The organism is Natrialba magadii ATCC 43099, assembly GCF_000025625.1.
Taxonomy (GTDB): domain Archaea; phylum Halobacteriota; class Halobacteria; order Halobacteriales; family Natrialbaceae; genus Natrialba; species Natrialba magadii.
Genome location: NC_013922.1, coordinates 2,323,069 through 2,335,910 on the forward strand (window position 1 = coordinate 2,323,069; position 12,842 = coordinate 2,335,910).

Sequence of the window (12,842 nt, forward strand, 5' to 3'; positions counted from 1 at the left end):
TATTTATCCCACTCATAATGGAAAAACAATTGATAAAATCCATGTATGGGTAATGTATCTTGTGATTTCACAGAGGTCTATGCAGATTTCTCATTTGAACATAGTAACTTAGAAGATAGTAACACCTATGGTGCGAAGCCAAAAGATGTTATCGGAATTCACTTTGACTCTCAGTATTACTCAAGGATAAATAACACTTCCTACCGGGGTAGTTATGTCTGCACTCCACGCTTTGACTCTTCGTGTGGGGATTATAGTCCAACAGGTATTGGTTTCGAATATGATGATGATGCACACGATGATGCATCTACAACAACAGATAGTATGAGTAGTTACTGCGGTGTAAAACTTTACAAAGAAGACACGTCTTCCCCGCCTGAAACTCGCCACGTGTCTTTTGCTTATTCACATAATTATGGATCTGTGAGCTTTAATGGGTTTAGTGTTGGATTCCCTAAGGGGGTCTCAATAGATTGGGTAGAGGAAGAGAGGTTTTGGGATGAATCATATTCAATTGATTATTCAGAAGTTGACTATGATTGTGACGATTGGGAACCCACTGAAGATAATTAGGACATAGCCTAAGTAAGTAGAAGTGTAGGACACACTCCGTTCCATAAATTATTTACGCCCATATACAGTCATAACTGTATGATTCCAAGACGTAAATTTCTCCAATGTGGTGTAGTTTCGTTTTCTGGAAGTATAATTGCCGGATGTTCTGAAAGTACTGAGACCAGCAACCCTGAAGGCCAGTCTGTGACTGAACCGCATGAATATCCTGTTTTAGAAGCATCATTAATTGATGAACGTCGTCCTATTGACGTTTACGTATTCCTGAATGATGAACTGGATGATACTATTTTTCGATGGGATGAACTCAGTGATTCAACTGTGGCGAGATTACGCAGTCTCATTGAAAGAGGTGAGGATCTCCTTGTCTTCCAGTCACGTATATCATTCAATTCTGATGCAACAACTGGATTCCCACTAAGGATAGAGTTCACAGAAGATCACACAATTGTCAGTCCACGGTATAGTGATAGTAACATTTCGAAATGGCAGGGTCCGTCAAGTTGGAACTCCGAAACGGGAACTGTTCTTATTCGCGGTTACGATTCGATTCCACGTAGTGCAGCGGACCGCGTCAAACTAAAATTCGAAATTGATAATCAGGAATGAAATAGATTGCATGCGTGATTTCACCAACTACCTCTGACAACGTTCTCTTGTCCTTTACTAACACACATCGTGTAAATTGTAAACGTATTTGTGTCTGTTATCACCGTTACGCTCGTCCACGACACCCACTTCCACGGGCGCTTCTTTGACGCCCAGGAAGACGACCTGAACCTTGCACGCTACTATACAGTGGTCCAGGATGTCCTCCACGACCACGATCACTCGCTGTTCGTCGGCAACGGCGACGACCTCGCGCCGTCCATGCTCGGACTCGAGTACGAGGGCGAGCACATGATCGAGGCGATGAACGAGATGGACGTCGACGTCGTCGGCGTCGGCAACCACGAGTACGACTTCGGGGCCGAGGTCGCGACCGAGCGCTTCGAGGAGAGCGAGTTCCCGTGGGTCGTCGCGAACCTGCTCGACGAGAACGGCGACGCCGTCCCCGGCACCGAGCGCTGGAAGACGTTCGAGGCGGGTGACCTGACGGTGGGCATCTTCGGCCTCGTTTCGCGGAACTTCCACTCGCTGACGGACTACCCACAGGAGTGGCAGGTGCTCGACTACGTCGAAGGCTCACAGGAGGCAGTCGACGCACTCCGCGAGGAGGGTGCCGACGTGGTCGTGCTCGCCTCGCACGTTTCGACTGGGATCCACTACACGCTCGCCGAAGCCGTCGAGGGCCTGGACGCTATCGTCGGCTCGCACTCCGGTGTCGTCTTCGACGAACCCGACATCGTCGGCGACACGGTCATCAGCGAGTTCGGCGACGAGTTCGACCACGTCGGCGCGATCACGCTCGATGCCGACGGCGAACTGGTCGACTGGGAACGGACCGACCTCCTGTTGCCCGAGTGGGACCCCGAACCGGCCGTTGACGAGTACGACGAAATCTCCGTCCGCTACACCGACGACATCGAGGAAGACGAGACGCTTGCCGACATCGCCGACTCGTGGTCGGCCGAACTCGAGGCCGAACTTGGACAGACGGCCTTCGAGAGCGAGGTCGAACTCGACGCGACGTTCGACAACTACGCGGTTGAGACCAACTGGGGGAACCTGATGACCGATACGATGCGCTCGGTCGGCGAAATCGGCGATATCGAGGTCGACATCGCCGCCCAGAACGCGGGCGGCATTCGTGGTGACTCGACCCACGGTCCCGGCGAGATTCCCGGCACCGCCGTGATGGATATCCTTCCGTTCCCGAACGAAATCGAGGTCGTCGAAGTCACCGGCGAGCAGGTCCGTGACTACCTCGAATCTGAAGTCCGTTCGCACCCGGCCGACCAGTTCGGTGCCCAGCCCGCGATCCAGGTTTCCGGCGTCTCCTACGAGTGGTCCGGTCACGCTGACGACGTCTGGGTCGACAACGTCTTCGTCGGCGGCGAACCGATTGACGAGGAGGCGACCTACTACCTCGCACACAACGACTACTCGATCGGCAACTCGGACATCCTCTCCGAAGGCGAGCTCGTACTCGAGTCCGGTCAGTTCCAGGGGCCGTATCTTCTGGACCAACTCGAGGAGAAAGACACTGTTGCCCCCGAGCGTGAGAACCGGATGATTCGGGTGGACGAGGAAGTTGCTGCGGCGACCGTCGCCAATGATGCGGAGACGATTACGCTGACGATCGACGTACCGCCGGGTGCCGCCGAGATCGCCGAGGACTCGTTCCGTGCGGTTATCCGGACGGGTGACGATCTCGAAGCGACGGGTGCGAGTTCCGACGGGGAGACGGTCGATGTGACGTTTAACGCGGACGAGCTGGTCGCCCTCGCAGACCAGGTCGACGAGCCGGTGCTTCGCCTGTTCGGCGAGTACGAACCGGACCAGGACGCCTGGGACTACGAGTTCGAGGTGCCGTCCTCGGACGGCTACGACCGGTTCAAGCTCAAGGCGGACGTGAGCACGAGCGCGGTGCTCGGCGAGGAGTCGGACGGTGACGAGTCAGCGGATGAGGGAGCGGATGACGACGGAGACGCGGCTGCAGACGATGGTGGTGATGCCGATACCGGGGGTGCGGACGCGGATGACGATGAAACCGACGCAGACGACGGACTCCCCGGCTTTGGTCCGCTCACCGCACTCGGTGGCGGTGCCGCGGGAACGTACCTCTACGCGCGCCAGCGATCTGGTGACGACGCGGCGTCAGAGCAGGTGGGCAACGACGGTCCGGACGCGTAATCGACCGGCGTAATTCACCGCTGCTGACCGTTTACGAACGGTTCAACCGGTCTACTGCGCTTCTCGCAGTAACTCAATCAACACTTACCCAACCGATCTGCCTATGACACGCACTGGATCCGGCCCCACGAAGACCGACGGGACCACAGCCGCCCGCAGTACATCGCTCGCCGTCGCCAGCGTCGGCGTACTCGCCGCGCTCCTCGTACTCGCCGCGATCGGAACGCCCATCGCGGGAACAGCCCTCGTCGGCCCCGCCGCGGCCGGCGATCAGTACGCGACCCTCACGCCGACGCCGTACACCGTCGACGCCGAACCCGGCGAGGAGTTCACTGCCGAGGTCCTCCTCTACACCGAGGGCGGCCACGACGGCGAAGGCGTCAGCGAGGTCTCACTTATCGCACAGTATCATCCCGACATCCTCGAAATCACCGAGATCGAACGCGGACCGTGGCTCGAGCAAGGTGAGGAGGCAACGGCTGCGATCGAGACCGAACAGGTGCTCGCACACGACGATGGGACCGCCATTTTCGAGCAGTGGCGCGAACCGGCCGGTGACGGAGCGACGGGCCACGGCGAACTCGTCACGGTGACTGGCGAGATCGCAGCGGACGCGCCCGACGTGGAGACGGCAATTTCGTTCGACGAGACGAGGATCGAACTGATCCGCGACTGGCCACTTCCAATCGACGCACAGGGTATCGAGGTGACGATCGGCGACGGTGATGACGGTGACGGTGCTGGCGACGAGCAGGACGCCATCGAGCCGTTCGATCACCCGGACCCTGCGGATATCGACCGCGAGTCACTGGATACTGGGACCAGTGATGACAACGGCGCTGGTGGCAGCACCGACGCCGACGACGCTGACGACGGCAGCAATACTGCCACCGGGAGCGACGAGCAGCCGGCTACTGACGACGATGGAACTGATTCCGTTCCTGGATTCACCGCGTTCCTGACCGGCACGCTCCTCGCGGGGGGTTCGCTCGTTCTGGCCCGACACACCCATCGCTCGAATCGGGGTCGCGGTCAGCAGTAGGAAAGCCAAGCGGCCGCCGTTCGGCCACTTGTGAGTGTTGTTTTGTTCCTTCGCTCCAGCCCCGCTCCAGTCTCGCTCCAGCCCCGTTCCAGTCCCGCTCCAGCCCCGCTCCAGATCCGCTACAGACCTGTCTCTACTTCCGCTTTCTCAACCTCGAACTCGACGCTTGCCGGATCGACGCCGATCCGTGCGAACTGGGTCCGAACGTGCTCCTTGGCGGCCTCGAGTGCCTGATCGCGCGTATCGAATCCCCGCGGCATCGGTGACTCGAACGCGAGGTTGACCTCGCGGCCGTTGACCAACTGACTCGACCCACCGCTGACGACCTCGTAGAACTCGTCACAGACCCAGACGTACGCGGCGTCCTCGTTCGGCGCACCCTTGAACGTCGGCGCCTGCTCGCCCCGTTCGTACAGCGTTCCCGTTAGCTCGGTCCCACCTGCACGACCGCGTACCATGAGCATACGTTCACTACGGGCCGGGGATGCAAAAGCTTCCTGCACGGTTTCGCTATCAGAGGCAACGTCTGTCATGGTGACTGGCGATCAATTGCCTGTTCATCCCACCATATCCATATCTCTCCGGTCCGGCCGACCAGCTGTTCCCTTCGGGTCTCCACCACCTTCGTCCACGCTGGTTGTCGCGAACGGGTCGGGTAATCTCTGACTACAGAGAGCATCGAACTGTTTAGCAAGCCCGTCCGGGCGTTGTAACCGATACGGTGACCGGACAATCAGTTGGTGAAGACACTCTCTCGTGCCCATACGTCCGCTCTATGGCCCGAATTTCGGCACCTGTCCCGGTAATGGACGCATTCGGCTAGTAATATCATATGTGGTCCCCAAATCGTTTTGGAAATGTGCTTATCCCCCTTGCAGCGGTTGTTTCGGGTGATGAGTTCCGACGTTCACTTCGGCGATACTGGGGAGCCGGATTCGTTAGCTACTGTTCCACCCGAGCACTACGACGTGCTCCGACACCCACGCAGTGTCCGCGTCCTCTCGCTACTCTCTGCTGCGGACGACTGCACGTGCACGCTGTCGGAACTAACGACGGCGCTCGTCGAGCAAGCCAGTGCGGACGCCTCGACCGGCCGTCTCCGTCACGAGATTCGTATCGACCTCGTTCACCACCATCTGCCACGTCTCGACGCGCACGGGCTCGTCGACTGGTCGCCGGCCAATGCGGACGCAGACACGGATGCAGACGCGGACGCAGACGCAGACGCAGACGCAAACGCAAACGCAAACGCAAACGTGGACAGCGACGACGGCACCGCCACCCTCATCGAGGAGCCACCAATCTCGCCGGACATCCTCTCACTGCTCTTCGAAACCGGATCGGGTGCCGAAGAAACACTTCTCGACCGACTCGTCCACCCTGTCCGTCTGGAGCTACTCGAGTACGTCGAGAACGCCGACGAAACGATGTCGGTGGACGAACTGGCGACGGCACTCGCGACGACGCTGTCGGTCGGCCCGACCGACGCCTACGAGGCGACGATCGAGCTCCACCACAACCACCTGCCGGCGCTCGCCGAGATCGGTGCGATCGAGTACGACCGCGAGGCACAGCAGGTAGCGCCGTCGACTTCGTCGACGCCTGTGCGCTAAGTAGATAGGTCGCGTGCAGCGTTTGGTAGTGGATAGATCGTGGTACCCGACTGGGTAACTGCACGACTCCACAGGAACCCGAGCGACTGTGCGCGCTGCACAGACGACCCGGCTGTCAGTCACTCGCTGACTGACTCTTCCCGTCGGGACGCATATGATGGCAGAGCACGAACGATTGCCACATGTCTGGTCCCGACATGGCGGTCCCCCACCGCTTGCGGCTGTTTTCATCGTTCTCTGGAGTGATCGCTCGTCGTCGGTCCGTGCGTACAGTCTGTCTCGCCGTTGTGCTCGTGGTTGGGGGCTCACTTCTCGTTGGAGGCATGGCGATCAGCCCTGCGGCTGGTGCTGATCAGGTTGCGATTCTGTCGACGGAGGATGGGGACGAAGACGAAGACGAAGACGAACACGAAGACAGGGACAGCGACAGGAACGGCGCATACCACGTCGAACCCGGCGAGGAATTCACGATCGATCTCACCCTCTATGCGGAGGGCGGCCACGGCGACGACGGCGTCGTTGCCCTCGCGGTCGTCGCGCAGTATCACCCCGACTATCTCGAGGTGACCGATATCGAGCGCGGGCCATGGCTCGAACAGGGCGACGCGGCCGACGTCGCCACCGAACAGACGTTCGCTCACGACGAGGGAACTGCCACCCTCGAACAGTGGCGCGAGCCCGCTGCCGGCGGTGCAACCGGCATGGCCACCGTCGCCACGGTGACCGTCGCCGTCGCATCGGACGCTCCGGACGGCGAGACGACACTCGAGTTCGGTGAGACAGATATCGAACTGGAGAGCGACTGGCCGGTTCCTGTCGTTGGTGGCTCGACGCCGATCGTGATCGGTGACGGTGGCGAGGAACTCGAGTCGTTCGAGCACGACGAGTCAGCGGCTGATTCCGATCTCGGTGACGGTTCGTCGGGCGACGAGTCCCAGAGTGGGGATGAGAGTGATACCGGTACCGATACCGACACGACCACCGGCGAAGACGGAGATGAAGACGAAGACGGAGATGAAGACGGAGATGAAGCCGGATTCGTGACCGGACTCGCCTCGAACGGGCTGGCGCTGGCGCTCGTGCCCGCAGTTGCTGTCGGTGCCGGCCTCACACTGCTGTGTGCACTCGTGGCGGTTCGCCTCCGTGATCACCCGTCGCGCTGAACACGCAGCCTGGGAGGGAAACGCGTTTTAGGAACCGGTCAGATGAAGTGAGTATGACCGATCTGGGTGACTTTGGCGATTTCGACGCCGGCACCGATGCCGACGGCGATGAGGCTGACGCCGGCAGCGCTGCCGACGCTGATGCGTCCGCGGACGGAGCGACCGGGCGCGGTTCATCGACTGCGCACTCGAGTTCGACCGGGTCCGGGTCCGGGTCCGACTCTACCGTTGACTCCCCCTCGAGCGACGACACTGACGCGTTCGAAACGACGGCCGTCGAACCGAGCGGCGACGACGTCGGCATCGGCGCACTCTGTGTCTCCCAGGGGCTGCGGATCGCCGAAGACAGCGACGACACCGAGTTGCGGGCCTACGTCACCCGCGGCAACCGCTCGTCGGTCCGCATCGGCAGCTACCTGCTCGCACCGTATCCGGACGGGGCCGGCGAAACCCTGTTCTGTCGTATCACCGGACTCGAGTACACCCAGCAGTATCACGCAGACGACGCGACGGAGATTCACGCGCGCCGTGCGATGCGCTCGGACGGTATCGAGGAGGCCGATTACAAGTTCGTCGCGAATCTCGAACCGGTCGCTATCCTCTACGACGATAGCGCGGAGCAGGGCTCCGCGGACAGCCGGACGCAGTCCGGCGACGACGGCGAACTCAAGCGCCGGATGACCGACCGGGTCCCGAAACCCCAGACGGTGATCCGTGAGGCCGACGACACCGAGGCGATCAAGACCGGGCTGAAGATGCCTGACGACGGCGTCTTCCTCGGGCATCTCTCGGTCGGCGGCGAGAAGGTCCGGACGGCTGCCTCGCCGCCCACCATCGACTACCGGCTGAAGGACGACTACGAGGCCGGCGATCCGCTCGTCTTCCGGCACACGCTGATCGCCGGCGGCACGGGATCGGGGAAGACCCACGGGGCGAAGAACGTCCTCCGGCAGTATCTCGCCGAGGAGCGCCGGTACCCCATGGAAGACGGCCGCGAGGTTGGCCCCGCCGTCGTCCAGTTCGACCCTCAGGACGAGTACGCCCAGATGCACGACGACAACCCTGACCTGGACGACGAGTTCGCCCGCCGACTCGAGCGCGAGGGCGTCGCCCACGGCGGAATCGACGACACGACCGCGTTTGTCCCCAAGGTGGGGTCGTCGTCCTACGCTGCGGGCCACCACCGTGCGGAGCAAGTTCAATTTACGATCCCGTTCTCGATGGTCCACGAGAATCCGTGGCTGGTCGCGAGCAGCGGGCTGAACGACAACCAGTACGGCGCGCTCGTTAGCGTGCTCCTGCCGCGCTTCCGCGAGCAGTACGGCAACGACGCGACCTACGACGAGTTCACGCGATTCCTCGACGACCCCGCGCTGCGCGAGGAGCTAGACGAGTCGGGCCGGGTTCATGAGGCCACCTTCGACGCCGTCCGCCGGCGTGTGCTCGGCTTCGGGCACGTCTTCGACCAGGACGCGCGGCCGATTACCGATCTGGTCCACGAGTTCGTCCGCCCCGGCGGGCTGACCGTGGTGCCGACCTACCACATCAACGACACGCGGGCGACGGAGACGATCGTGCTCGCGCTCTCCTCGCTGTTGATCGACCAGAAGCTCTCGAACGACCCGACCTACGACCGGATCAAGGAAACGCCGCTCGTCCTCGGCATGGACGAGGCGCACAACTTCCTCACCGACGCGGACTCGGTGCAGGCCGGGAAGGTCATCACAAAGTTCACCGAGGCCGCGAAACAGGGCCGCAAGGAGCGACTCGGACTCTTCCTCATCACGCAGGACCCGCAGGACATCCACGACGCCGTGTTCAAGCAGATCAACACCACTATCGTCCTCAACCTGGGCGACGAGGATGCGATCAAGAGCGTGAACATCCCGAGCAACCTCGAGTCGAAGGTCCCCTACATGGAGAAGGGGCAGATGGTCGTCTACTCCCCGGACAACTCCGAACCCGTCGAGTTGATCGGGCTCTCGAAGTGTTTGACGCGACACGGTCGGGACTGACTCACTCCGTGCGAAGCGCCGACTCGAGAAACGGCCCCACAGTCTCGGCGACAGTCTCCGTCTGGCCGACAAAGAAGTGATCCGCAGGGAGAGTAACGATCTCGATTCCGTCTCCGTCTCTGTCTTCGCCTTCACCTTCGTCTTCGTTTTCATCACCAGCCTCATCCTCACCAGCTAGCTCCTGTGCCCGCTCGACCACTGGCTCCCACTCGGCCGTCGTATCCCGCTCACCGACAACAATTCTGACTGGGCAGGTAATGGACTCGAGTGCCGCCGTGGCATCCAGGTCGTCCGCGAGTGTCGCGGTCGGTGCGAGTGCGGCGATAGCCACAACTCGTGGATCGTCCGCGCCGTTGAGGCTGGCCGGTGCGAGCAGGCTGAGACTCGCGCCGAAACTGAAGCCGAAGACACCGACGCGCTCGTAGCGGTCGGCGGCCCAGCGGATGGCGTTTCGCACGTCCTCGCGCTCGCCGTAGCCCTCGTCCCACGCGCCGTAGTCGAACCGGAGGCAGGCGATTCCGTTCTCCTGCAGGCGCTCTGCGACGGCGACGAGTCGACTATCGCTTCGCGAGCCGCCGTGTTGGGGATGGGGTGGACAGGCGACGACGATCGAGTTCGGACTCCCGTTCGCCCCGTCCGCTGGCTCCGTGAGCGTCCCGCGTACATCTCGGCCGCCGGGCACGAGCACGTCACTGTCAGTCATGGCCGGTCGTTCGCACCGCCGGCTAATCAAATCGGCGAGAGACGACATACCGGCCGCAATTTCGTCTCAGTCTGTCGTTGATGTGATGTTTTTAAGGGTGACGAGCGTTACGTAGGAGTATGGGCATCCTCTCTCGGACCTCCTACGTCATCCGGTCGAAGATCAACTCCCTGCTCAACCGGGCTGAGGACCCGACGCAGACGCTTGATTACTCATACGAGCAGATGCGCGACCAGCTTCAGGAGGTCAAACGCGGCATTGCCGATCTCACCACCCAGAAGAAACGTCTCGAGATGCAAAAGCGGCGTCTCGAGGAGAACGTCGAGAAACACAACGAACAGGCACGAACCGCGGTACAGCAGGACCGCGAGGATCTGGCTCGACGTGCACTCGAGAAGAAGAAAACGAAGATGAACCAGATCGAGGATCTGGAGCGCCAGATTTCGGAGCTCCAGAACCAGCAAGATCAGCTCATCGACCAGAAGGACGAACTCCAGAACCGCATCGAGGAGTTCCGCACGAAGAAGGAGACGATGAAGGCCCGCTACGAGGCTGCAGAGGCCAGTTCGACCGTCTCCGAGGCGATGACTGCGACCGGCGAGGAGTTCGAAGACGTCGGTCGCGCCATCGAGCGCGCCGAAGAGCAGACCGAGGACATGGAGGCCCGCGCGGCCGCCCTCGACGAACTCCACGAGACCGGCGCGTTCGACGACGTCATGTCCGACAAGGACAAGATCGACCGCGAACTCGAGGACCTCTCGACGGGCAGCGGCGTCGAAGCCGAACTCGAGACGCTGAAGTCAGATATGGGGAAGGGTGAGGCCGCCGCGGATACTGAGCCAGCCGAGACCGACGTCGAAACGGACGCCGAAACCGAAACCGACGCCGAGGCAGCCGCCGAACCCACCGGTGACGTCGACCTCGACGAGTCAGACATCGACACCGATGTCGACGATTCCGAGATCGAATCCGAACTCGCGGAACTGCAGGACGAGGAGAACACGTAACGACACTCGCTGTCACTGCCACTGTCACCACCACAGCCACCTGCTCCGTTCTAGTCCTACGTCGGCGTCCCGATAACCGCAATCTCGTAGGATGCAATATCGTCTGGTGACTCGAGTAGGAGCACTTCGAACGCCCACTCGCCGCCCTGGTCGAGGTCGCCGGTAGTGTCGAGGTAGCGTCCGAGTTGCTCGCCGGCGTCGTTGTAGACCCGAACGCGAATCTCGGCGATTTCGACCCGATCGTCGGTGTTTTCGACGGTTCCCTGTACAGTTGAGCCGCGGAATCCCTCCTCGAAGACGTACTCGTGATCGACGATCGAGAGGCGATCGAGTGGCGTTACGCCCTCTTGGCTCTCCAGTTCGGCGAGCGCTTCAGCGGTTGCCATCTCCTCGACGGAGCGCTCCTCGGCGTCGTCGGGGACGTCGACCGTGCCGTCCTCGTACGTTGGGCCGGTTTCGACGCCGACGCCGATGCCGAGACCGCCGTTGGTACAGCCGGCAAGAGAGGCCGTCAGTCCGAGTCCGAGCCCGAGCGCCCCGAGAACGCGGCGCCGAGAGGAACCGCGTCGCGGTTGCCGGGCGGATGAGTCTGTCCGAGTCATCGCTGTCCTCGCGTCCCTGTCTGGCGTACCAGCAGTCGTTCGCCGTGACCCGACATGGGCCTATGGACACCCTCGATGCCTTTCAGTGTAGACCCTGAACCGCCAACTCTTCACCCAGTCCGACGTTTGTCATCGGTCCGCTCTGCATTGTGGGCGCTGTTCGACGAGCGGACCCAAATAACCGGGATCGAAGATATGCAACGTGGGTCCTTATTGTCACGTCTGCCGAACGCGTTCCTATGGCGGCTCCGGAGGCGGATGAGACGCTCGAGTCGTATGGGTCTGATATCGGTCGTCGAACGAACTCGTGGACGCGACTGCAGGAGTGGGTGCTAGTCGACGGCGATCGGTTGGTCGTTGCAGCGCTCATCTCGCTCGGGGTGTTCGTCGGCTCCGTGTTGTTGAACGAGGTCGGCATCATCTCGTTCGTCAACGACGATTCGCTCACCCGGACGGCCAGTGGGTTGATCGCGGGTACGTTCTCGCTCGTCACACTCGTCGTTTCGATCAACCAGCTGATCCTGTCACAGGAATTCGCCCCCGCCGGCGATGCGCGCAGTCAGATCGAAAACGTCCTCTCGTTTCGCGCCGACGTCGCCGAGGCGGCGGACGTACCGGCGTCACCGGCCTCCCCAGCGCGGCTGATCGAATTGCTTGCCGAGTCGATTCAGACGAACGCACGAGAGCTCACAGACGCCGCCGAAATGCCCGATGACGAAGAGCAAGCGGAGCTACTCGACCAGTTCGCCCAGAGTCTCTCCGAGAGCAGCGACCGGCTCGACGAGACACTCGAGCAATCGAAGCTCGATGCCTTCACCGCGCTTTCGGCGGCGATCAGGTACGACGCTCCCTGGCACCTGTACGTTGCACGCCAGCTCCGTGGTCGACACAGCGATTCGCTGTCGGACGAGGCAGTCGAGGAACTCGATAGTCTGATCGAGGACCTGACGCTGTTTGCGACTGCTCGCGAACACTACAAGACGACGTACTTACAGCGTGAACTCACGCGATTTTCGCAGTTGACGATATACACGGGCGTCCCAGCGATTCTGTCGTCGATCCTCATCGGACTCATCTACGCGGATTTTGCCGGTCCGAGCCTCACTGTCGCCTACTTGCCGTACGTCGTTAGTGCGCTCATCGCGGTCATCGTGACGCCGCTCGCGCTGCTCACGTCGTACATCCTCCGAACCGCCACAGTCACTCGTCGAACGGTGTCGACCGGGCCGATGATCCCACAGAAGGATCCCGATGCTGGCCCGTTCTCGACTACTGTCGACGACAAGTCAGAGTGACGGTTGCATGACCGACCCGAGCCCTGACGCTGT

General features: G+C 61.1%; 12 protein-coding genes. 9 read left to right on the plus strand and 3 right to left on the minus strand.

Translation table 11 applies throughout. The annotated features are described in order from the left end of the window. Nucleotides 1-45: 45 nt before the first annotated feature. The 4 genes from NMAG_RS21635 to NMAG_RS10905 all read left to right on the plus strand — a co-directional run bounded on the left by NMAG_RS21635 (nucleotide 46) and on the right by NMAG_RS10905 (nucleotide 4,411). The gene (locus tag NMAG_RS21635) at nucleotides 46-573 is read left to right on the plus strand and encodes a hypothetical protein (RefSeq protein WP_012996657.1); all 528 of its coding nucleotides are present in this window, start codon (nucleotides 46-48) and stop codon (nucleotides 571-573) included. 78 nt (nucleotides 574-651) lie between these two features. Next, on the plus strand, nucleotides 652-1,182 hold the full coding sequence (locus NMAG_RS20950; protein ID WP_012996658.1) for a hypothetical protein: 531 nt from the start codon (nucleotides 652-654) through the stop codon (nucleotides 1,180-1,182). Between the two features lie 90 nt (nucleotides 1,183-1,272). Continuing rightward, nucleotides 1,273-3,369 carry a bifunctional metallophosphatase/5'-nucleotidase gene (locus NMAG_RS10900; protein WP_012996659.1) on the plus strand — a complete coding sequence of 699 codons (2,097 nt, stop codon included), beginning with the start codon at nucleotides 1,273-1,275 and terminating at the stop codon, nucleotides 3,367-3,369. Nucleotides 3,370-3,472: 103 nt separating this feature from the next. Beyond that, nucleotides 3,473-4,411 (plus strand): hypothetical protein, encoded by a 939-nt coding sequence (locus tag NMAG_RS10905; RefSeq protein ID WP_004215614.1) that lies wholly within the window; start codon nucleotides 3,473-3,475, stop codon nucleotides 4,409-4,411. A 119-nt stretch (nucleotides 4,412-4,530) separates the two neighbouring features. On the opposite strand, the gene NMAG_RS10910 is transcribed toward NMAG_RS10905, so the two are convergent. Continuing rightward, the gene (locus NMAG_RS10910; protein ID WP_012996660.1) at nucleotides 4,531-4,875 is read right to left on the minus strand and encodes a DUF7113 family protein; all 345 of its coding nucleotides are present in this window, start codon (nucleotides 4,873-4,875) and stop codon (nucleotides 4,531-4,533) included. A 429-nt stretch (nucleotides 4,876-5,304) separates the two neighbouring features. Here NMAG_RS10910 and NMAG_RS10915 point away from each other — a divergent pair, with 429 nt between their 5' ends. From NMAG_RS10915 to NMAG_RS10925, 3 genes are all read left to right on the plus strand, one after another. Beyond that, complete coding sequence (locus NMAG_RS10915) at nucleotides 5,305-6,024, plus strand: DUF7344 domain-containing protein (protein WP_004215610.1); 720 nt, start codon at nucleotides 5,305-5,307, stop codon at nucleotides 6,022-6,024. Nucleotides 6,025-6,347: 323 nt separating this feature from the next. Next, a complete protein-coding gene (locus NMAG_RS10920; RefSeq protein ID WP_004215609.1) occupies nucleotides 6,348-7,187 on the plus strand; it encodes a hypothetical protein in 840 nt (279 codons plus the stop codon). 53 nt (nucleotides 7,188-7,240) lie between these two features. Continuing rightward, nucleotides 7,241-9,202, plus strand: a complete 1,962-nt coding sequence (locus tag NMAG_RS10925; protein WP_004215608.1) for an ATP-binding protein — start codon at nucleotides 7,241-7,243, stop codon at nucleotides 9,200-9,202. Between the two features lies 1 nt (nucleotide 9,203). Here the strand turns inward: NMAG_RS10925 and NMAG_RS10930 are convergent, their stop codons facing one another. After that, nucleotides 9,204-9,905, minus strand: coding sequence for an alpha/beta hydrolase (locus tag NMAG_RS10930; protein WP_004215607.1), 702 nt, complete (start codon nucleotides 9,903-9,905; stop codon nucleotides 9,204-9,206). A 119-nt stretch (nucleotides 9,906-10,024) separates the two neighbouring features. On the opposite strand from NMAG_RS10930, the gene NMAG_RS10935 reads away from it, so the two are divergent. Then, the gene (locus NMAG_RS10935) at nucleotides 10,025-10,912 is read left to right on the plus strand and encodes a PspA/IM30 family protein (RefSeq protein ID WP_004215605.1); all 888 of its coding nucleotides are present in this window, start codon (nucleotides 10,025-10,027) and stop codon (nucleotides 10,910-10,912) included. 56 nt (nucleotides 10,913-10,968) lie between these two features. On the opposite strand, the gene NMAG_RS10940 is transcribed toward NMAG_RS10935, so the two are convergent. Further along, on the minus strand, nucleotides 10,969-11,514 hold the full coding sequence (locus tag NMAG_RS10940; protein ID WP_004215604.1) for an FxLYD domain-containing protein: 546 nt from the start codon (nucleotides 11,512-11,514) through the stop codon (nucleotides 10,969-10,971). A gap of 239 nt (nucleotides 11,515-11,753) precedes the next feature. Here NMAG_RS10940 and NMAG_RS10945 point away from each other — a divergent pair, with 239 nt between their 5' ends. Continuing rightward, complete coding sequence (locus tag NMAG_RS10945; protein WP_004215601.1) at nucleotides 11,754-12,809, plus strand: hypothetical protein; 1,056 nt, start codon at nucleotides 11,754-11,756, stop codon at nucleotides 12,807-12,809. Nucleotides 12,810-12,842: the final 33 nt, after the last annotated feature.